The organism is Mesorhizobium sp. LSJC280B00 (assembly GCF_000502835.1).
GTDB lineage: Bacteria > Pseudomonadota > Alphaproteobacteria > Rhizobiales > Rhizobiaceae > Mesorhizobium.
The window spans coordinates 329495-350964 of the sequence record NZ_AYVL01000008.1; the positions used below are offsets into that span (position 1 = coordinate 329495).

Annotated in this window: 17 protein-coding genes; 7 read left to right on the forward strand and 10 right to left on the reverse strand. The window is 64.8% G+C overall.

Annotation, left to right across the window (positions count from 1 at the left end; genetic code table 11):
- Positions 1-7 precede the first annotated feature (7 nt).
- On the reverse strand, positions 8-4117 hold the full coding sequence (locus tag X773_RS53960; RefSeq protein ID WP_023676712.1) for an AsmA-like C-terminal region-containing protein: 4110 nt from the start codon (positions 4115-4117) through the stop codon (positions 8-10).
- A 94-nt stretch (positions 4118-4211) separates the two neighbouring features.
- Entirely contained in the window at positions 4212-5627 is a 1416-nt protein-coding gene (locus X773_RS53965) for an FAD-linked oxidase C-terminal domain-containing protein (RefSeq protein WP_023676713.1), read from the reverse strand.
- Between the two features lie 119 nt (positions 5628-5746).
- Here X773_RS53965 and X773_RS53970 point away from each other — a divergent pair, with 119 nt between their 5' ends.
- Positions 5747-6232, forward strand: coding sequence for a thioesterase family protein (locus X773_RS53970; protein WP_023676714.1), 486 nt, complete (start codon positions 5747-5749; stop codon positions 6230-6232).
- Positions 6233-6379: 147 nt separating this feature from the next.
- Positions 6380-6577, forward strand: coding sequence for a hypothetical protein (locus X773_RS53975; protein WP_023676715.1), 198 nt, complete (start codon positions 6380-6382; stop codon positions 6575-6577).
- Positions 6578-6649: 72 nt separating this feature from the next.
- Here the strand turns inward: X773_RS53975 and X773_RS53980 are convergent, their stop codons facing one another.
- Positions 6650-7129: an Lrp/AsnC family transcriptional regulator gene (locus X773_RS53980; RefSeq protein ID WP_023676716.1), complete on the reverse strand. Its 480-nt coding sequence runs from the start codon at positions 7127-7129 to the stop codon at positions 6650-6652.
- Positions 7130-7219: 90 nt separating this feature from the next.
- Between X773_RS53980 and X773_RS53985 the strand changes: the two genes are divergently transcribed.
- On the forward strand, positions 7220-8122 hold the full coding sequence (locus X773_RS53985; RefSeq protein WP_023676717.1) for a DMT family transporter: 903 nt from the start codon (positions 7220-7222) through the stop codon (positions 8120-8122).
- Here the strand turns inward: X773_RS53985 and X773_RS53990 are convergent, their stop codons facing one another.
- A complete protein-coding gene (locus X773_RS53990; protein ID WP_023676718.1) occupies positions 8123-9022 on the reverse strand; it encodes a dienelactone hydrolase family protein in 900 nt (299 codons plus the stop codon). It abuts the gene before it with no gap.
- 273 nt (positions 9023-9295) lie between these two features.
- Between X773_RS53990 and X773_RS77335 the strand changes: the two genes are divergently transcribed.
- Positions 9296-9445 (forward strand): hypothetical protein, encoded by a 150-nt coding sequence (locus tag X773_RS77335; RefSeq protein ID WP_023676719.1) that lies wholly within the window; start codon positions 9296-9298, stop codon positions 9443-9445.
- Between the two features lie 9 nt (positions 9446-9454).
- Positions 9455-9886, forward strand: a complete 432-nt coding sequence (locus X773_RS53995) for a hypothetical protein (protein WP_023676720.1) — start codon at positions 9455-9457, stop codon at positions 9884-9886.
- Between the two features lie 10 nt (positions 9887-9896).
- Here the strand turns inward: X773_RS53995 and X773_RS54000 are convergent, their stop codons facing one another.
- Positions 9897-12209 carry a glucose/quinate/shikimate family membrane-bound PQQ-dependent dehydrogenase gene (locus tag X773_RS54000; protein WP_023676721.1) on the reverse strand — a complete coding sequence of 771 codons (2313 nt, stop codon included), beginning with the start codon at positions 12207-12209 and terminating at the stop codon, positions 9897-9899.
- A gap of 251 nt (positions 12210-12460) precedes the next feature.
- Here X773_RS54000 and X773_RS54005 point away from each other — a divergent pair, with 251 nt between their 5' ends.
- Entirely contained in the window at positions 12461-15184 is a 2724-nt protein-coding gene (locus X773_RS54005) for a UvrD-helicase domain-containing protein (protein ID WP_023676722.1), read from the forward strand.
- 9 nt (positions 15185-15193) lie between these two features.
- On the opposite strand, the gene X773_RS54010 is transcribed toward X773_RS54005, so the two are convergent.
- The 5 genes from X773_RS54010 to X773_RS54030 all read right to left on the reverse strand — a co-directional run bounded on the left by X773_RS54010 (position 15194) and on the right by X773_RS54030 (position 20242).
- Positions 15194-16243 (reverse strand): ABC transporter permease, encoded by a 1050-nt coding sequence (locus X773_RS54010; protein ID WP_023676723.1) that lies wholly within the window; start codon positions 16241-16243, stop codon positions 15194-15196.
- Positions 16240-17037: an ATP-binding cassette domain-containing protein gene (locus tag X773_RS54015; RefSeq protein ID WP_023676724.1), complete on the reverse strand. Its 798-nt coding sequence runs from the start codon at positions 17035-17037 to the stop codon at positions 16240-16242. The genes X773_RS54010 and X773_RS54015 overlap by 4 nt, the downstream gene beginning before the upstream one ends.
- Before the next feature lie 86 nt (positions 17038-17123).
- Positions 17124-18137 (reverse strand): substrate-binding domain-containing protein, encoded by a 1014-nt coding sequence (locus tag X773_RS54020; RefSeq protein ID WP_023676725.1) that lies wholly within the window; start codon positions 18135-18137, stop codon positions 17124-17126.
- Between the two features lie 165 nt (positions 18138-18302).
- Entirely contained in the window at positions 18303-19211 is a 909-nt protein-coding gene (locus tag X773_RS54025) for a sugar phosphate isomerase/epimerase (protein ID WP_036238445.1), read from the reverse strand.
- Positions 19208-20242: a Gfo/Idh/MocA family oxidoreductase gene (locus X773_RS54030; protein WP_023676727.1), complete on the reverse strand. Its 1035-nt coding sequence runs from the start codon at positions 20240-20242 to the stop codon at positions 19208-19210. Before X773_RS54030 ends, X773_RS54025 begins: the two co-directional genes overlap by 4 nt.
- A gap of 196 nt (positions 20243-20438) precedes the next feature.
- Between X773_RS54030 and X773_RS54035 the strand changes: the two genes are divergently transcribed.
- A complete protein-coding gene (locus X773_RS54035; RefSeq protein ID WP_023676728.1) occupies positions 20439-21464 on the forward strand; it encodes a LacI family DNA-binding transcriptional regulator in 1026 nt (341 codons plus the stop codon).
- Positions 21465-21470 lie beyond the last annotated feature (6 nt).

A 21470-nucleotide genomic window follows, 5' to 3' on the forward strand; every position in this document is an offset into this window, starting at 1 on the left:
TGCGCCGTCACCCGCCATTCAGCGATTTTAGCAGATCGTCGATCGACGAGGGATCGAACTTGAGCTTTGGCGGGGGCTGCACTGGCGGTGGCACGTTATTTGCGGCCGGTGGCGCCCGTTCCGCTCGCTCCGCCGCGGCCTTGCGTTCGGCGTCGAGCCTTGCCTTCTCTTCCGAGGCGATCCGCAACGCCTCTTCCGCCCTCTGGCGTTGCTGTTCTTCGGCCTGCGCTGCTTCCTCGGCAGCCTGTTGCGCCGCCTTGGCTTTGGCTTCGGCCTTTGCAGCCGCCTCGGCTTTCGCCCTGGCCTCGGCTTCGGCCTTCGCCGCTGCATCCGCCTTCGCCTTGGCTTCAGCCTGCGCCCTGGCCTCCGCTTCGGCTTGGGCCTGCGCCTCAGCTTCGGCCTTTGCCTTGGCGTCCGCTTCAGCCTTCGCTTTGGCCTCAGCCTGCGCCCTCGCCTCCGCATCCGCCTGTGCCTTGGCGTCCGCTTCAGCCTTCGCCTTGGCTTCAGCCTGCGCCCTCGCCTCGGCTTCGGCTTGGGCCTGAGCCTCGGCTTCGGCCTTTGCCTTGGCGTCGGCCTCGGCCTTCAGCCGCGCTGCTTCCTGTTGTCTGCGCAGTTCCTCCGCCGCTCTTTCACGCTCGGTTTGCAGCGCAGCGTAGTAGCGCACCTCACGCCGCAGCCTTTGTTTCTCGAGCAGTGCGGCTTGCATGGCTTCGACCCGCTGCTGCTCCTTTTCCAGCGCACGCTGGGTCAGGAACTGTGCCAGCGGCTCGCTGTCGAACTGCCGTTTGGTGGCGCCAAACGGCCCGTCGACGCTGAAATTCAAAATCGGTTCGGAGCCGACCAGCGCCTCGTCGCCGGGCCGGTAAGCGATCTCGCCCTTGGCATCGACGGTGCTGGTATTCAGATCGGCGGTGATGTCGGCGGACAGCGTCGCGCCCGGGCTTTCGAATTTGACCGGTGGCGTCCTCAGCGTGCCGCCCGCGATGGTGAAGGCAATATCGGTGTCCTGCGCCGGAAAACTGCCCGACGCGGCGATCTGCGGCACAAAGCCGGCGGTCTTCGACGCGTCGATATCGCGCCCTATCGCGTCGGCCTTGGCGATGAATGCGCCAAAGGCATCGGGATTGAAGCCGGCAATAGTCATGCCCTTGAGCGTTGCCGTGCCGGAACCGGACAGCGCCGCAACCATCGCGTCGACCGATTTGCCGCTGGTCGAAAGCGCCGTCGAGAACTCGCCGCTTCCGCTGATGCCGGCCTCCGGCAGCACGGCTGCCAGATCGGCGCCGGCGAGTTTCATCTGACCGGAGAAAAGCCCGGTGCCGTCATTGTTCTTGAGCTCGAACAGGCCACTCAACGCGCCGCCGAGGAACTTTGCCTTGAGGTCGGAAACGCGGATGCCCTCCTGGTCGAGCTGCAGCGACAGCGCAGTGTCATAGGCGGTGGCAAGCGGGCCGGCGGCAAGCGACGCCGCCGTCAGATCGAGATCGGCGGTAAATGGCAGACTGGATTTCTGGCTGAACGGTGCCGTCGGCCAGGTCCTGTCATTGACAAGGAAGGCCTGGTCACCGAACAGCATCACCGCCATCGGATCGAGGTCCAGCTCGTCCAGCGACAGCGCGCCGGCAAGATGCGGCAGCCCCTCTTTGATGTCGATATTTACGTCACCGGAAACCGCCGCTTCGTTGACGGCGCCGCTGAGGCCGCTCAGCACCAGGAGACCATTGCCGTAATCGGCATCGGCCGCAAGCGACGTCGACATGCCGGTGCCCATGCCGGGCAGGCCGACGCCGGTCGTCATCAGCCATGGCTCGATGTCGGCCGTTTCAAGGCTGACCTTGCCCTTGGCGGCCGCGCCCTGAGACGTGTCGGCAATTGTCCCGTCGAAACCAGCTTTGAAGTCGTTGCCGGCCAGGCTGAAGCGTGTCGCCAGGCCGCCGCCAAGTGTGCCTTTGGCCGAGACGTCGGTGGTCGCCTCGCCGAGCATGCCGAGCGGCAGTGCCGGCAGACCGTAAAGCGCCAGAAGTGCGGTGGCGTCGGCATTCCTTGCGTTGAAGGTCAGCGTCACCGGCGCTTCGAGAGGCCGGTCGAGCGCCCCTTTGCCGGACAACGACGCCGAAAAGGCCGAGCCACCGGCCTTGCCCTGTGCGCTCATTGCCAGTCCGGTCGTACCGTCGCCATTGTCTGCGGCACTCGTGACCGCGTCGATACGCGCATCCTGGAACAGCTCGGGATAGGCAGCAGCACGCTCCGCCAGCCCCTTCAACACCGCATTATCCGGATAATGCCGGACGGCGACGTCGATCAGCGGCTTGAGGTCGACGGCGACCACCGAGGCGTCGAGCTTGCCGGTCGGGCTCGCCGGGAAATCCTTGATCCGGCCGGTAGCGCTGATCGAGGCGCCGGCAAGTCCGCCGACCGACAGTCGGTCGATCTCAAGCAACCCCTCGCGCAATCTAAGCGCAGTATCGACACTATCGGCGGTCAACCCGCCGGCGCTGACCGGCCCGGCCTTGATCTGGAAATCGAGGTCGCGATCGGAAAAGCGGTTGGCGCCCTTGTCGCTGACGAAGATCGAGGCGAAGGCGGCGAGCCCGTCGACGTCGAGTTCGCCACCTTCCAGTTGCATCAGCACCGATGGCCTTGTGTCGTCAGGCTGGCTGGAATCGATACGGCCTGAGAACTTCGCCTTGCCGAGGATGAGTTCGAGATCGCTGAAGGCCTGGTGCTTCTCGCTCAAATCCACCTTGGCCTTGAAGCCGGCGGCCGGCAAGCGGCGGATCGCCTCGTCGACGTCCTTCGACAGCCATGCGGCAAAGCCGGAGGGCTGCGCCACCGCCAGAAGCAGCGATCCGGTGAAACCGAAATGATCCTCGACGCTGACCATGCCATTGGCTTCCAGCTTGGCGCGGCCGGGCAGCGTGGCGGCCAGCGATTTTACCGCCCAGCCGCCCTCGGCTGGCTCGGCGGACAGGTGCACGTCGCGAACGGTGGTATCGCCTGCCACCACCGCCGGCAGTTTCACCTCGACCGTGCCTGGTATGGTCGGCTTCGGCAGATCGAGCAGCGCCTGCTCCAGCGCCGCCACCCGCTCGGACAGCGTCAATCCGGCACCGGCCGCCGCCCCCACGGCCTCGTCGAACTGCACCTGCGCGCCATTGGCCTCGATCGAGAAATGCGGCTTCAGCCCAAGGTCGACCGCAGCCTTGCCGTCGGCGGTGTAGGGATTGTCGCGCGGCCCCGTCTCGAAGCGGAATTCGTCGACGCCGAGCTTCTGGTGGTCGAGCGAAAACTTGCCGTTCAGCCTGAAGCCCGGGTCCGGTTTGCCGGCGCTGACTTTCAGCGCCTCGCCGCCGGTGCCCAGCTGCCGCGCCGCAGTCTGGTCTGCGCCCGATATCTTGAACTGGCCCGAATAGACGGCGGCGCCCTCGACGAGGCCCACATTGCCGTCGGTCTCGATGACCAGCGGATAGGCGTCCGGCTCGGCCTTGAGCCTGAGCCGCATTTGCCCGTCCGGTTCGGCCTTGCCGGTGGAAGCGGCGATCGTGGTCCGCAACCCGTCCAGCAACAGCGAGCCGTCCAGCCGCCAGGGGCCGGCCAGCGACTTGGCCGAGATCGTCGAGTTGATCTCGGAAATGAGATGGCTGCGCCCGCCTGCGGCGTGGCTGAGCGCGATCTGTCCTTCCGTCACCGTCAGCTTCTCGATGGAGATCTGGCCGGGATCGAAGGGCGAGGACGGCCGTATCGTCCAGTCGACCGTGCCGTCGGCGGCGATGTCGATCGTCGCCTTCGGCCGCACCAGCCGCATGTCGAAGATCAGCACCTCGCCGCGCAGGAATGGCGCAAGTTCTGCATCCATCGAAAAGGTTTCGACGGTCATCGCCGGCTGGCCGTTGGGGCCACCGGCAACGGCGACGTTCGAGAAGGTCACCGAGGGGAACGGCAGCAGCCTTGCCGTCGCATCGCCTCGCACGGTCACCTTGCGGCCCAGGACGGCACTGGCCTCGCGCTCGAAATCGGCGCGGTAACCCGTCCAGTCGACAAAGTACGGCACCACCAGCGCCGCACACAGCACCAGCACAAGAAGCCCACCGAAGATCACGAACAGGCGTGCGAGCATGAACTCCTAGACAGTTGATAGTAAAGTCAGTGGCACTCTACCCGCATCAGCGTGTCGATAAAGAGGCAAATCGGGGCGCGGCAGCGGCCTGATGTCAGTCCTTTCCCGGCAATATCTTGCCCGGGTTCATGATGTTCAGCGGATCGAGCGCCTGCTTGATCGTGCGCATGATGTCGACGCCATGGCCAAGCTCGTGCCGCAGGAAGCCGATCTTGCCCTGCCCTATGCCATGCTCGCCAGTGCAGGTGCCGTCCATGGCGATGGCCCTCATATTGAGCCGCGCCACGAATTTTTCCGCCAGCGCGATCTCTTTCGGATCGTCCACGTCCATCAGCACCAGCACATGGAAATTGCCGTCGCCGGCATGACCGACGATCGGCGCGATCAGGCCCATCTCCGCGATATCCGCCTCGGTCTCGGTGACACATTCGGCAAAGCGCGAGATCGGCACGCAGACATCGGTCGAGAGGCCCTTGGCGCCCGGCCGCAGCGTCAGCGACGACCAATAGGCATCGTGCCTGGCTTTCCACAATTTTGTCCGCTCTTCGGCGACGCTGGTCCACAGGAACGGGCCGCCGCCATTTTCCTCGGCGATCATGCCGAAGGTCTCGGCCTGCTCGGCAACGCCGGCATCGCTGCCGTGGAACTCGACGAACAGGCAGGGGCTCTCCGGATAGTCTAGCTTCGAATAGGTCTTCATCGCCCGCATCTGCAGCGCGTTGACCAATTCTATGCGCGCCACCGGAATGCCCATCTGGATGGTCGCGATCACCGCGTTGCACGCCGCCTCGACGCTGGGAAACGGGCAGACGCCGCCTGAAATCGCCTGTGGAATGCCCTGCAGCTTCAAAGTCAGCTGTGTGATGATGCCAAGCGTGCCTTCCGAACCGATCAGCAGCCGCGTCAAATCATAGCCGGCCGAGCTTTTCTTGGCGCGCTTGCCGGTCGTCACTGCTTCCCCGTCGGCCATCACCGCGGTCAGCGACAGGACGTTCTCGCGCATCGTGCCGTAGCGCACCGCGTTGGTGCCCGACGCTCGTGTCGCCGCCATGCCGCCGAGCGAGGCGTTGGCGCCCGGGTCGATCGGAAAGAACAGGCCGGTGTCGCGCAGGTGCCGGTTGAGGTCCTCGCGCGTGACGCCGGGCTCGACGGTGCAGTCGAGGTCCTGCGGATTGACCGCAATGATGCGGTTCATACGTGACGTATCGAGCGAGATGCCGCCGCCCGGCGCATTGGTGTGGCCTTCCAGCGAAGAGCCGACGCCGAAGGCGATCACCGGCACGCGATGCGCCGCGCATGCGCGCACGATCTCCTGCACCTCCTCCGTCGTCTCGGCAAAGGCGACGCCGTCCGGCGCCTGCGTCGGAATATAGGTCGTGGTGTGCGCGTGCTGGGCGCGGATCGCCTGGCCGGTCTGGAATCGCTCGCCGAGCCGCTGCTTGAGGATGCCGAGTACGGCGGCAATGCCTGCTTCGTTGCGCTCGACCGGATTGAGGTCGCTTAGAGCCATCGATTCCTCCGCGAATGGACCAGCGTCCACCCTTGTTCTGCTTCTACGGATGCGTAGTCTCACCAAGCACGCTCTGTCCAGTCCACGCTCACCCCGGCATGACGAGAAGGAAGTTTCCGATGCCCATCCCCGCCCCTTTCGTCTCTCGCGCCATGGACATCGAGGAGGCCTGGATCGACTACAACGGCCATCTCAACATGGCCTATTACAACGTGCTTTTCGATCGTTGCTCCGACGAAGCATTCGAGATGATGGGGATGGGGCCGGATTATGTGAAAGAACGGCGGCTGACCATCTACACCGCGGAAGTCCATGTCTGCTACGTCCAGGAGTTGCATCTCGACCACAAGGTCACGGTCTCGTTCCAACTCCTCGACCATGACGAGAAGCGGCTGAGAGCCTATCAGGAAATCCGCCATTCCGACGGCTGGCTTGCCGCCACGTCCGAAACGCTGTCGCTGCATGTCGACATGGCTGGCCCGAAGGTAGCGCCCTTCCCCGCCGACGTCCTGGCCAGGGTGGAAGCGATGCGCGCCGCCCATGCCGCCCTGCCGATGCCGGAGCGCGCCGGCCGTTCGATCGGTATTCGTCGTAAGCCGGCTTGAACCACGGTCCAACCGCCGTTAACCTTACCGAGGTTTTAACGTGAACAAGCCGAATTGAGACGTTGAACGACTCAGCGCGGCGTTGGAAAACCGTCCGCATCGAATTGCGATACGGGCGGCGGAGCAGCAGCGGTTCGGGGAACGTGCATGAAAACCGACATCAAGGTCGAGGCGGACAGGCTGGCGGCTGACCCACGCATCACCGACTATGATTTCTGGCGCTCGCTGAAGAACCTCAATAACGAGATCTTCCACATCGCCAACAACAACGAGCCGATCCCTTTCGCCATGATCCGCTGGCGCGCCATCCTGAAGCAGGCGCGGATGAAACGCGGCCACGCCTGAACGGTGGGGGAAGAAACAGACCGGCCGTCCGGTTTGCATTTCTGATGATGTGCTGACGAACGATCCCAAGCGTCAAGGCTGGCGCTTCACCGCCCCCAGCGGCGATCGCGGCACCACCGGCGACGACTGGATGATCGCGGTATTGGTCATCGCGAACGGAATGATCCGGTCGATCACCCGCTCGAGCTCGGCCACCGAGGCGACATGCGCCAGCGCGATGAAACAGTCTTCACCGGTGACCCGGTCGCATTGGGCGATTTCCGGCAGGTCGCGGATGATCTCGGCGACGACGGCGAGCTGCCCCGGCACTGGCCGAATGCGCAGCCATGCCGACAATTTCATGCCGAGCGCGGCCGGATTGATGCGCACCGTGTAGGCCTCGATCACACCGCTTTCCTGCAGTCGCTTGATGCGCTCGGCAACGCTCGGCGCCGACAGGCCGACCGAGCGGGCCAGTTCAGCGGTGCTGGTGCGTGCATCCTCTTCCAGCAAGCGCAGGATTTTCAGGTCAGCCGCATCCAGATCGGAATTTTCATTTCGAAGGCGTTTCAGCGCAATGTTCCTTGCTTTCAGAAAGGGAAAAGGCGTAATGCCCGGCCATCATCCATATCAATGGCAAAAATCGCCTGCGATACTGATCCTATGGAAGATCGGACGCAAGCCCCAGCAGCAAGTCCGGCACTCGCCGGCCCCGCCTTTACCCTGGCGAACTCGGTGCCACCGCATCTCTGGTTCGGCGTCAGCGCCGTGTTCCACTATCTCGGGCCGGCCTTCGCGGTGCTGCTGTTCCCGCATGTCGGCGTGCTCGGCATGGCTTGGCTGCGCATCGCCACCGCGGCACTCGTCTTTGCCCCATTGACCCGGCCATGGGCGGTCTTCGCCCGCGCCGATCGCGCGACGCGGTTGTTGCTTGTGGCTTTCGGGGTCTGCCTTGGGGTGATGAATTGCTCGTTTTACCTGGCGCTCGACCGGCTGCCGATCTCGCTGGTGGCGGCGATCGAATTCGTCGGCACCATCGGCGTTGCGCTTGTTGGCCTCAGAAGCCCGCGCAATCTCGCCGCCCTCGCAATCGCTGTCGCCGGCACCCTGTTGCTGATCGACGTCAAATGGTCGAGCGATCCCGTCGGCCTGTTCTGGGCCTTCCTCAACGGCACGCTGTTCGTTGGCTACATCGTGCTCGGCCACCGCGTCGCGCGCGCCGGCGCCGGCGATGGCATCGCCAGGCTGGGTGCCGCCATGGCGGTCGCCCTTCTCGTCGTTCTGCCGATCGGTTTCGCCGATGCTCTGCCGGCTTTCTCGGCGCCGCCGCTGCTGCTTGCGGGGGTCGGCGTCGGCATCTGCTCGTCGGTCATTCCCTATATTTGCGACCAGCTTGCCATGTCGCGGCTGCCGCGCTCCAGCTTCGCGCTGATGCTGTCATTGCTGCCGGTCACCGCAACGTTGATCGGCGTCATCGTGCTGCGGCAGGTGCCGAGCCTCACCGACTGCCTTGGCATCGCCCTGGTGGTGGCCGGCGTGGCGTTCCATAAGCCGGCGCCGGACTGATCAGGCCAGCTTCTCCTTGAGGAAAGCGATCGTCCGGCCCCAGGCGAGGTCAGCCGCCTTCTTGTCGTAGCGGGCCGCCGACGTTTCGTTGTTGAAGGCATGGTTGGCGCCTTCATAGACATAGACCGAGTATTCGACATGGGCCGCGTCGAGTGCCTTCTTGAAGGCATCGATGCCGGCATTGGTGCGGGTGTCGAGCCCGGCATAATGCAGCATGAGCGCGGCCTTGATCTTCGGCACGTCCTCGGCCTGTGGCTGCATGCCGTAATAGGCGACGGCGGCGGCGAGGTCCGGCGCGTTGACGGCCAGCATGTTCACCGTGCCGCCGCCCCAGCAGAAGCCGACAGCGCCGACCTTGCCGTTGCCGTCCTTGTAGCCTTTGAGGTAGGCGACAGTTGCCACGGCATTGGCGGCGACCTGTGCTGGATCGAGCTGGGAAAACAGGTCACGTGCCCTGTTTTCATCGTCCGGCGTGCCGCCGAGCGGTGTCATGAAGTCCGGCGCAAGCGCCACGAACCCTTCCAGCGCAACGCGCCGCGCCACATCGCGAATATGCGGGTTGAGACCCCTGTTCTCGTGCACCACGATGACGGTGCCAAGCTTGCCGGTCTGGTCCGCCGGCTTGACCAGATAGCCCTTCATCTCGCCAGCGCTGCCGGGATAGCTGATGTCCTCGCCTTTCACACGCGGATCGTCTTCCGCCACGATTGCCGCCTGGGCCGAGTTCGCCGCCAGCAGCGGCGCGATCGCGGCAGCTGCCGCACCCGATCCGGCAAGCCTGGTCAATTGCTCCATGAAGCGCCGCCGGTCGAGCGTCAGATGCGTGTATTCGTCATAGGCATCGATCATCGCCTGGGTAATGACAGGCTCGGCGGCAGTGGGTCCGGCAGGTGTTGTCATGGCGCGCTCCTCGTCGGCGCCCCCCGCGGCAACATAGAGCCGAAGCTTGCCTGGTCCAGTCACGGCTGAGTGAGGCTGCCATAAGTCCCTGCACGAGGCCGTGATGCCGCGCGCCGCACTGTCGTTAAATTTTGGTCCTTTGTGGCAATGCTAAATGCACGCACCACGATGTAAAAAGAAGTTACCGGGCTATGCCTCACTCGGGCCATTTGGCGAACGAGAATGGCCATTTGGCGGGAAAAGAATGCCTGATTGACGACGAAGGAATATGCCATGACCTTTCCCTCCCCGCTTCTGGCAAGTGGGTTCGCCCTCGCCGCTATGGCTTTGCTGGCGCTGCGGTTCACTGCCTTCACCGCATTCAAACGATCGTTGATCAAAATCCGCGCCAACCGGCACCCGCCCGCAAACACCAAAGCCTGAGGAAAGGTCATGGACGTTCAGGACATCATCAACACCGTCTCCCAGAAATCCGGTCTCAACCAGGCTTTGACGGAAAAGATCGCCGGCACGATTTTCTCGGTGCTCGAACACGAGGCGGAAGGCACGACCCTGTCCAGCTTCTTCGCCAAGATCCCGGGAGCCGACGCCCTGGCCAAGCAATATGATGTCATGGCTCCCGGCGCAGCTTCCGGTGGTGGCCTCCTGTCCTCGCTGGAGGGCGCGCTCGGTGGCGCTCTCGGCGAAAAGACCGGCGCGCTGATCAACGGGGTCGCCATACTCAAGGCATCAGGCCTTACGCTCGCACAGATCAGCCAGGCCGGCACGATGCTGGTCCAGCAGGCCGAGACAGCCGCCGGCCCGCAGCTGACCAGTGAGGTACTTGCATCGGTACCCGACCTGAAAGGGCATCTCGGGCTCTGAAGGAACTTCTCTATTTCGGCAGCGTATAGGCCATCACATAGTCGCCCGGCTTGGTACCGACCGAGCCGTGGCCGCCGGCAACGATGACGACCAACTGGCGCCCGTCGGCTACCGTGTAGGTCATCGGTGTCGACTGCCCGCCCGCCGGCAGCCGCGCCTGCCAGAGCTGTTTGCCGGTCGTCAGGTCATAAGCGCGCACATAGTCATCGACCGCCGCACCGAGGAAGGCGACGCCGCCGGCAGTGATCATCGGCCCGCCAATGCCGGGCACGCCGACCTTGAATGGCAGTGGCAATGGCGTCATGTCGTAGACGGTGCCGTTGCGATGCTTGTAGACGATCTTTCCGGTCCGAAGGTCGGCACCCGCCACATAGCCCCAGGGCGGCGCCTGGCAGGGAATGCCGAGCGGCGACAGGAACGGCTTCAATATGACTGCGTAAGGCGCACCGTCATTGCGGTTCAGGCCCTGTTCGCTGCCCTTGGTGTCGCCGGGCGGCGGCACGTCGGCACGCGGCACCAGCTTGGAGACGAACGCCAGGTATGTCGGCATGCCGAACATCACCTGCCGGACCGGATCGACTGCCACGCCGCCCCAGTTGAAGGTGCCGAAATTGCCGGGGTAGATCAGCGAGCCCTGTAGCGACGGCGGCGTATAGCGGCCCTCATAGCGCAACTTCCGGAGCTCGATCCGGCAGGCCAGCTGGTCGAACATGGTAATGCCCCACATGTCGGCGCCGGTCAGCGGTTTCGGACTGAAGCTGAGATCCGAGACCGGCTGCGTCGGCGAGGTATGGTCGCCTTCGATCGCGCCGCCCGGCGCCGGCACTTCCTTGACCGGAACGATCGGCTCGCCGCTGCGCCGGTCGAGCACATAGAGGTCGCCCTGCTTGGTCGGCCCGACCAGCGCCGGCACCACGCCACTTTCCGTGGTGATGTCGACCAGCGTCGGCTGCGCCGGCACGTCCATGTCCCAGAGATCGTGGTGCACGGTCTGCCGCACCCAGCGCAATTGTCCGCTGTTGAGATCGAGCGCGGTGATCGAAGAGGAGAATTTCTCGTCATTGGCGCTGCGCCCGGCGCCGAGCTGGTCCGGCGTCTTGTTGCCGAGCGGCACATAAAGCAGCCCGAGCTTCTCGTCGACGCTCGCCGTCGACCACATGTTGGGTGAGTTGTTGGTGTAGGTCTGGTCCGGCGGCAGCGGCGTCGTCTGGTCCGGATTGCCGGAATCCCAATTCCACAACAGCGCGCCGGTGTCGGCATCGTAGGCACGGATGACCCCGGACGGCTCCTGCGTCGAATAATTGTCGTTGACCGCGCCGCCGACGATGATCTTGTTGGCGACGATCAGCGGCGCCGAGGTCGAATAATAATAGCCCGGCTTCGGATATGGCATGTTGGCGAGCAGGTTCAGCGTGCCGCCTTCGGCGAAAGTCGGGCAGACCTGGCCATTCGCCGCATCGAGCGCGATCAGCCGGGCGTCGGATGTCGGCAGGTAGATGCGTGTGGCGCAGGGCTGGCCAGCGGCGACCTTGGCATCGGCATAATAGGACACGCCGCGGCAGGTCTGGTGCTGGCGGTCCTTGTTGAGCTTGACCTGCGGATCGAAGCGCCATTTCTCCTTACCGCTCGCGGCATCGATGGCGATGGCGAAATTATGCGGCGTGCAGATGTAGAGCGTGTCGGCGATTTTTAGCGGCGTCACCTGATAGGTCGTCTCGCCGATGTCGTCGGGCCCTTTCACGTCGCCGGTGCGATAGGTCCAGGCCGGCTGCAGATTGGCAACGTTTTCGGCGGTGATCTGGTCGAGCGGCGAATAGCGCTGGCCATATTGCGTGCGACCGTAATAGTGCCATTCGCCAGCCGGCACGTTGCCGCCGAGATCGGCCGTCGGCGTCACCTTGTCGGTGTTGAGTTCACCCGCAATATCCTTTGGATCGGTCGTCATCGAATAGCCGGCGACCGCAAGCGAGGCCAGCACGGCGAGGATCAGCGGCGCGCGTCCGTCGGGACCGGCAAGCCCGCGCCGCGCCCATGGCGTCAACAGCCATAGCGCGACAAGCACGATGATGCCGCCGCGCGGGCCGAGCTCCCACCAGTCGAAGCCGGTTTCCCAGACCGCCCAGGCGAGCGTGCCGAGCACGATCGCCGCGTAGAGCCACAGCGCCGTGGATCTGCGCCTGTAGAGCAGCCAGGCCGCGACAAGGAAAGCTAGACCGACGATGACGTAGTACCAGCTGCCCCCCAGCGTCACGAGCCAGATGCCGCCGCCGCCAACCGCCAGGCCGATGAGGAAAAGGATCAGGGAGGTGATGACCACAGCCAAGACGGTGCTCCTTCGACTGGTGCGCTCCGCGACGCGTCCATGGGCAACCCCGCATTGCGTTCCTGCCCCCACGCAACTTTCTCCGGCCCGCTTCCCCTGTCAAGCAAGCTCGGCGTTTTACGGTGCCGGCCCATCGCAAGCCCGGCGTTTTGGTTAGCGGACCCATCCAGATTGTGAGTCTACCGACTGGACAGAGAACAAAACGGAGACACTTCTGGCCTTTCGCTGCCGAATCACTACATTCGGGGGAGATGTCCGGCTTTTCGGAAGACATGCCCTTTTTTGACGAACCGAACGCGCGGCCCGTGGCCCCGTCGGGCATTGCCGCGCGCGCCATGGCTGCCCGCAGCAACCAGAACAACGCGCCCGATTATCTCAACGGCCTCAACCCCGAGCAGCGGCTGGCGGTGGAAACCACCGAAGGCCCGGTGCTGGTGCTGGCCGGCGCCGGCACCGGCAAAACGCGCGTCCTGACCACCCGCATCGCCCACATCCTTGCCACCGGCAAGGCTTTCCCCTCGCAGATCCTCGCCGTCACCTTCACCAACAAGGCGGCGCGCGAGATGAAGCAGCGCATCGGCCTGTTGATCGGTGAAGGCAATGTCGAGGGCATGCCGTGGCTCGGCACCTTCCACTCGATCGGCGTCAAGCTGCTGCGCCGGCACGCCGAGCTGGCCGGGATCAAATCCGATTTCACCATCCTCGACACCGACGATGTGGTGCGCCTGATCAAGCAGCTCATCCAGGCCGAGGGCCTCGACGACAAGCGCTGGCCGGCCAAGCAGTTCGCCCAGATGATCGACGGCTGGAAGAACAAGGGGCTAGGCCCCACCGACATCCCCGAGGGCGATGCCCGTGCCTTCGCCAACGGCAAGGGCCGCGAGCTCTACAAGGCCTACCAGGAGCGGCTGAAAACGCTGAACGCTTGCGACTTCGGCGATCTCCTGTGCCACCCGATCCGCATCTTCCGCGCCAATCCGGACGTGCTGAAGGAATACCACAAGCGCTTCCGCTACATCCTCGTCGACGAATATCAGGACACCAACACCGCCCAGTACATGTGGCTGCGCCTGCTGGCCCAGCGGCCTCAATCCTCCCCCCTTGAGGGGGAGGTGCCCGCGAAGCGGGCGGAGGGGGTTGCCGCAGAAGGCACCGCTAGAGCGTCGAGCACTGCCGCCGGTAGGTCGAGCACTGCCGCACGGACCCCACCCGACCGGGCGTCGCCCGGCAACCCTCCCCTCAAGGGGGAGGGAAGCCCGCGCCTGTCCACCGTAAATATCTGCTGCGTCGGCGACGACGACCAGTCGATCTATGGCTGGCGCGGCGCCGAGGTCGACAACATCCTGCGCTTCGACAAGGATTTTCCCGGCGCCACCATCATCAGGCTGGAGCGCAACTACCGCTCGACCGCGCACATCCTCGGCACCGCCTCCCACCTCATCGCGCACAATCAGGGCCGTTTCGGCAAGACGCTGTTCACCGAAAAGATCGCCGAGGACGACGAGAAGGTGCATGTCCACGCCGCCTGGGATTCCGAGGAGGAGGCCCGCGCCGTCGGCGAGACCATCGAGGCCTATCAGCGCCAGAAGCACAATCTCAACGACATGGCGATCCTCGTCCGCGCGTCCTTCCAGATGCGCGAATTCGAGGACCGCTTCGTCACGCTCGGCCTCAATTACCGCGTCATCGGCGGCCCGCGCTTTTATGAGCGGCTCGAGATTCGCGATGCGCTGGCTTTCTTCCGCGTCGTCGCGCAAGGCGCCGACGACCTCGCCTTCGAGCGCATCGTCAACGTGCCGAAGCGCGGCCTTGGCGAGGCCACCATCCGCCAGATCCACGACACCGCACGGGCGCTGCGCATCCCGATGCTGGAGGCGGCGGCAAAACTTGCCGAAAGCGACGAGCTGAAGCCGAAGCCGCGCGCCGCGCTGCGCGAGGTCGCGGCCAATTTCGAGCGCTGGCAGAAGGCGCTGGAAACCACCCCGCACACCGAGCTCGCCGAGACCATTCTCGAGGAGAGCGGCTACACCGACATGTGGAAGAACGACCGCTCGGTCGAAGCACCCGGCCGGCTGGAGAACCTCAAGGAGTTGATCCGCTCCATGGAGGAGTACGAATCGCTGCGCTCCTTCCTCGAACACGTCGCACTCGTCATGGACGCCGAGCAGAATGCCGAGCTCGACGCGGTCAACATCATGACGCTGCATTCGGCCAAGGGCCTCGAATTCGAGACGGTTTTTCTCCCTGGCTGGGAGGAAGGGCTGTTCCCGCATCAGCGCGCGCTGGACGAGGGCGGCCGCTCAGGGCTGGAGGAGGAACGCCGCCTCGCCTATGTCGGCCTGACCCGCGCCAAGAAGAACCTGCACATCTGGTTCGTCTCCAACCGCCGCATCCACGGCCTCTGGCAATCGACCATCCCGTCGCGCTTCCTCGACGAACTGCCGGAAGCTCATGTCGAAGTTTCCGAGAGCGGCAACTCCTATGGCGGCTACGGCAATGCCTATGGCGGCGGCTCGTTCGCCTCCGGTCGCGGTGGCCAAGGGGCGGGCAGGCAGAACCCCTATGGAGCGTCGCGCTTCGACAACATTGGCGGCAACAACGGCGCCGAGAAATCCGGCGCTTTCTCCAGCACCTATGCGACGCCGGGCTGGCAGCGTGCTCAGGCCAACCGCACCGAAGCGACCGACCGCAATTGGGGCACGCGCTCCGGCCACCAGGTCGAGCGCATCGGCTATGGCGAAACCGACTCCGGCTACGGCGCCGGCCGCACCTCGGTCAAGGGCCGCACAATCGACGGCGAGCTGGTCGCCAAATCCGTCGCCGACACGCCGTCCCCCTTCAATATCGGCGACCGCGTCTTCCACCAGAAATTCGGCAACGGCAACATTTCCGCCATCGAAGGCAACAAGCTGACCATCGACTTCGACAAAGCCGGCCAAAAACGCGTACTGGACGGGTTTGTTACTGGGGTTTGAGGTCGCCCTTCACCGATACCGCGCCTGGTTCCACTTATGGCCGAGCAGCGACAGGATGATGATCAGGCCGTTGAAGAACTGGACGTAGAAGCCGCTCAGGCCTGCCGCGACGACGCCTGTCTGGATGAAGGAGACCGTGACCGCGCCGATCGCACCGCCGACGACGGTGCCGATGCCGCCCCAGGTCGGAGTGCCGCCGACGAACACCGATGCCAGCACCGGCAGCAGGTATCCGTCGCCCGCCGTCGGCCACCAGGTGAAGTTGATCATCACCGAAAACGTGCCGGCGATCGCAGCCCCGATGCCGACGAAGACGAACACTTTTACCCGCACGCGCTTGACGTCGATACCCATCTGCTGGGCGCTGTCGGGATTGTCGCCGACCACCTTGACCTGCGCGCCGAAGCGATGGCGGTTGTAGAGCAGCGCCGACAGCACGACGAAGCCGATGGCCCAGAAGATCTGCACCGGAATGCCGTAAAGCTGGCTGGAGAAGATCTTGTAGGCCCAGCTGTCGGCAAGGCCGGTCAGCGCCGTCGACCTGCCCTCGTTGATGATCTGGATCAGGCCGCGCAGCAGGAAATTCATGCCGAGCGTGGCGATCAGCGACGACAGCCCGCCATAGACGACCAGTGAGCCGACCAGGAAGCCGAGCAGCATGCCGGTTATCATTGCGGCGGCGATGCCGAGGAACGGGTCGTAGCCGGCCTGCACGACCAGCGCAAACACCCAGGAGGCAAAGCCCATCGTCGCCGGAAACGACAGGTCGATCTCGCCGCAAGTGACGACGAAGACCAGCGGCACCACCACGAACAGCGCCACCGGCAGCGTGGTCAGCACGGAACTGTAGAGATACCAGGTGGTGAACACGATCGGGTTGGCGATCATGAACACCGCCATCATGACGATGAACACGGCAAGCGTGCCGAGCGCGGCGCGGTTGTCGAGGATGAACCCGCGCAGCCAGTTGTCGGACGGGTGTCTCCACTCTTTCCCGGCGGTTTCGCCATGCGTGCCGCCGAGGGGGCTCTGCAGATCGGGTTCCATGGTCTTGCTCATCGTGCCGCCCTCCCCGCATCGCCCGCGTCGTGCAACCCCGGCAATCCGCTGGGGTGGGCGACGTCTTCCATGAAATTGATCAGATCCTCGGCCGATTTGACCTCGCTGCGGTCGGCGGTGAGCGCGACCTTGCCACGGTCCAGCACCACGAAGCGATCGGCGATATCGTAGACATGGTGGATGTTGTGGCCGATGAACAGGATCGAGCGCCCGCTCGCCCGCACCTGGCGCACGAAGTGGAAGACCTTGGCGGTCTCGGTCAGCGATAGCGCGGTCGTCGGTTCGTCGAGGACTATCAGCTCCGCCTTCTTATAGATGGCCCGCGCGATCGCCACGCCCTGGCGTTCGCCGCCCGAGAGCTGGCCGACGATCGACTGTGGCGTGAACACTTTCGAGGTGAAGCCGATCTCGCGCATCAGCCGGCTCGCCTCCGCGATCTCCTTGTTGACCTTCAGCCAGCCAAGCCAGCCGGTGAGCTCGCGGCCCATGAAGATATTGCGCACGATCGTCTGCTGCACGGCGAGCGCCCGGTCCTGGAACACGGTCTCGATGCCGGCGTCGCGCGAGCGCGCAGGGCTCCATCCGGTCACCGGCTTGCCGCGGACGAGAATCTCGCCGCTAGTCGGTTTGACCACGCCGGACAGGATCTTGATCAGCGTCGACTTGCCGGCGCCATTGTCGCCGATCAGGCCGACCACCTCGCCGCGATCGACGCTGAGATTGACCCCGCCCAGCGCATAGACCTGGCCATAGGACTTGCTGATGTCGCGCAGTTCGATGATGCGTTCGGCCATGGCGATCCTCGCTTGATTGTCGCGTGCCGGCCTTTTCGCCGGCGGTCCCGCCGGCCGGGCTCGATCCCGGCCGACGGCTTGGGAGGTCAGCGCAACGCCTGCTTGGCGAGCTCGGCGACGATCTCGTAATTCTGCGGCGTGACGAAGCCGGCGCCGGTGTCGACGTTCATCGGCGCAAGGCCGAGCACCACCTGCTGGCAGAGGCTGAGGATCGGCAGATAGCCTTGCAGGAACGGCTGCTGGTCGGCCGTCAGCTGCACCCAGCCGCCCTTGAAGCCCTCGACGATCTGCGGGCTGGTGTCGAAGCCGAAGTTGAAGATATCGCCCGGCTTCCTGCCCGCCGCCTGCATGTAAGTCGGGACGTTGCCCAGCATCTGCCCGCCGGGATAGCCAACCGCCTTGACGTCGGGATTGTTGAGCAGTGCCGCGGTGATCACCGGAAGGGCCAGATTTGGGTCGGAAGCCCATTCGCCGCTTGGCGGCGAGGAGAGCTGTATGACCTCGACGCCCGCTTCCTTGAGGGCAGCGACAGTGCCGCGCTCGCGCGCCCCGCGGCTCTCGTTCTCGAACGGGCCGATCATGATTGCCTTATCGCCGGCCTTGAGCCCGGCCAGCTTGACCGCCTCGGCGCCAAGCGCGCGGCCCTGCTGCTCCTGCTGGGCACCGACATAGCCGCCGCCGAACGCCGCCGTGACCGTCGGCACCGGCACGTTCTGGTACATCATCTTGATGCCGTCCTTGTGCGCCTGTTCGGCCAGCGGCATGATCGCGGCGTCGCCGGGGTGGCCCATCATGGCGATGCCTTGGGGCTTGACCGCGACAGCCTCGCGCAATTGCTGCACCATCTTCTCGACATCCCACTGGGAAAAGATGTAGTCGACCTTCGGCCCGAGATCGGCCGCCGCCTGCTTCGCGCCATTATAGACGATCGTGCCGAAGGCATCGCCCTCGGCACCGCCGACGAAGAAACGGATATGGACATCCTTGCACCACTGGGCATCGAGCGCCTGCGCCGGCAAGGTCGAGAGTGCGGCGGCGAGCGCCATCGCGGCCGCCGCGACGGTCGAGCGCAGAACTGTCCTTCTCATCGTAATGCTCATGCACTTATCCTCCCTTTGTTCCCTCGCTAGCCGAGGGGTTTTGACGATCGCTTCGGCATTGCGCCGCAATCTTTCGCTGGCCGGCACCTCCCGCCGGCTTGTCCTGTTTTTATGCATGTCGTTATCGCAAAACCGCTGGGCACTTTTGCGCGACATGCATTAGCCTCACACCGGGTTCGGCAGGTAGCTCGCGCCTCCCCGGCATTGTTGGAGATAATCCAGTGCCCGCGCCTGGCCGGTGATCTCGAGATCGCCGCGATAGACCGGGTCGTGCCAGCCCTCAATGTCGATGGCGCCCTTGTAGCCGGCCAGCCGCAGCTCGCTGATCACCCGCGTCCAGTCGCTATCGCCGAAGCCAGGGGTGCGCATCTGAACGAACGGCAGGCGGCCGAACACGCCATGTTCGCGGATCACGTCCCAGCGCACCGTCGCGTCCTTGCCGTGGACGTGGAAGATACGCGGCGCCCATTTGCGGATCTGCGGGATCGGATCGATCAGATAGACCAGCTGGTGGCAGGGCTCCCACTCCAGGCCGAGATTGTCGTCCGGCAATTCGTTGAACATCAGCTCCCAGGCGTCCGGATTGTGGGCGATGTTCCAGTCGCCGCTGGCCCAGTTGCCGTCCATGGCGCAGTTCTCGAAGGCGATGCGCACGCCCTTGTCGGCGGCCCGCTTTGCCAGCTTCCCCCAGACCTCGCGGAAGCGCGGCAGGCTGTCGGGCAGCGGCTTGCCGCGGATGCGGCCGGTAAAGCCGCTGACCACATTGGTGCCGAACAGACGCGCGTTGTCGATGATCGTTTCCCACGCCTCGAGCACGCCGCGATCGATCTCGCCGCTCTCCAGCGGATTGCCGAACACGCCGATCGACGAGACGATGACATCGGCATCGCCGATCGCCTCGCGGATCTCGCCCGCCAGCCGCGGAATGTCCTTGCCGCCCAGCGTCTGCCAGAAGAACGGCTGGATGCTCTCGAAGCCGAGCGGCAGAATCTGCCTGACATAGGCGGCCGGGTCGTCCAGATTGGCCCGCACCATTGTGCCGATCCTGATGTCGAGCAGCGGGTTTGGCATCATGATCCTTCCTGTGCAGCGATGGCGACCCGGCGCCCGGTTTCGGCGCTCTCGATCGCAGCGAAAACCATGGCCAGGCTTTTGATGTTGTCGGCGCCGCGCGTCTCCGGCGCGGTGCCGGTCTCGACGGCGCGGACGAAATCCTGGATGATGCCGAGATGGCCGCCGACGCGATCTGCCGGGTCGAGCGGCGGCACGGCTATCGATTCGGTGCGGTCGAACAGGCCTTCACGGACCGGCCGCACGACTTCCGCCTTCAACCCGTCCGCGCCGTCCCAGACAATGCTGCCGCGCTCGGCGACGATCCGCCATGTACTGTCCCAGCTGGTACGGAAGCCGGCCGCGCACCAGCTGCCGGCATAGGTGAACAGCTTGCCGCCGCCGAGGTCGAAGCTTGCGGCTGCCGACGACCCTTGCCGATACCAGGAATTGGCCGGCTCCCACTCGTGGCAATAGACGCCGGCCGGTTCGCCGGCCACCATGTAGCGGGCCGCATCGAATGTGTGGATCGCCATATCGAGCAGCAGCACATGGCGCATCTCTTCGCGAAAACCGCCGAAATGCGGCGCAACGAAGAAATCGGCGTGGATGCTGGTTGGCGCACCAATGGCGCCGGAATCGAGAAAGCGCCGGATGCGCCTGACATTGGCGACATAGCGGCGGTTCTGCACGACGGCATGGATGCGGCCGGCGCTGCGGGCCGCCTCGACAATGGCACGCGCATTGTCCGGGCTGTCGGCCAGCGGCTTTTCGGTCAAGAGATGGCAATGGTGGGCAAAGGCGGAAAGCGCGACCTCGCGGCGGGCGGCGGGAACCACGACGTCGAATACCGCGTCGGGCCTGGTCTGGTCGAGCACGGCGTCGAGGTCGGTTCCGATGACGGCGCCGGAAAGCTCGTATTCGCGCGCCCTCGCCCGCGCCCTTTCGGCGTCGATATCGACCAGGCCGACAATGGCGAGCCCGTCGATCTGCTTGGCTGCATCGAGCCAGGCCTTGCTCATCGCGCCGCAGCCGACCAGGACCACATTGATCATCCAGTACTCCTCCCTCTCGGCCCCTCCAGACCGATCGTCACGGCGTTCACGGCAGGGCCGTGAATGTTTTTCCGTAAACGTTTACGAGAACACACCCGATGGCGTAGAATGTCAATCGGCCGGCTGTGAAAAATCGTGGCGTCGGCTTGGCCCGGAGAGCAGCCGGTGCTAGCCAAGCAAGGGGGAGAACTGTCCTTTGGCGTCCAGTATTCACGACCTTGCACGTCACCTGAATATTTCGATCGGCACGGTGTCGCGCGCGCTCAACGGCCGCGCCGACGTCAATGCCGATACACGCCAGCGCGTGCTCGATGCGGCCAAGAAGCTGAATTATTCACCGAACCAGTCCGGCCGCAGCCTGCGGCGCGGCGCCACCCATTCGATCGCCTTCATGCTGCAGCCTCATCCGGGCGACCAGGAATATGGCGAGCCGTTCTTCATTCCGTTCCTGACCGGGTTGCAGGCCAAGCTCGCCGAAAGCGGCCTCGACCTGATCGTAGTGATGGGCGCGCCGGGCGACTATCAGCAGGAGCGCCTGCGCCGTGTCGTCGAGACGCGGCGGGCCGATGCGGTGGTGCTGGCCTGGACGCGGCGCGAGGACGAGCGCATCGACTATCTGACCCAGGCCGGTTTCCCGTTCGCAACGCTCGGCCGCAGCCGCTCCGGCGGCGATTCCTATCCCTCGCTCGACCTCGATTTCGAAAAAGCCGGGGCTGACGCGGTCGATCGTCTCGTCGCGCGCGGTCACCGCCGCATCGCCGCCATCCGCCCGTCGCTCGACCTCAATTTCGGCTATCTGTTCCTCGCCGGCTATCGCAAGGCGTTGCGGCGGCACGGCATCGAGTTCGACCCCGAACTGATCGCCGACGGCTTCATCAACGAGGCCGGCGGCTACGCCGTGACGCCGAAGGTCATGCGCTCCAAGGACCCGCCGACGGCCATCATCTTCAACAATGACGCGATGGCGCTTGGCGGCTGCAAGGCTTTGGCCGAGGCGGGCATCAGGCCCGGCCACGACGTCGCGGTGATCGTCATCGTCGACACGCCGCTTTGCCGCTATTTTTCGCCGGCGCTGACCGGCTTCCGACCGGCGCTGGAGCCGATGGGCGAGCGGTTGGCCGAAATGCTGCTGGCATCGATCCCGGCTTACGCCGGCGCCGAAGGCGCACGCATCATCCGTGAAGTCTGGCCGCTGGAACTGATCGCGCGCGACAGCGATTGAATCGCG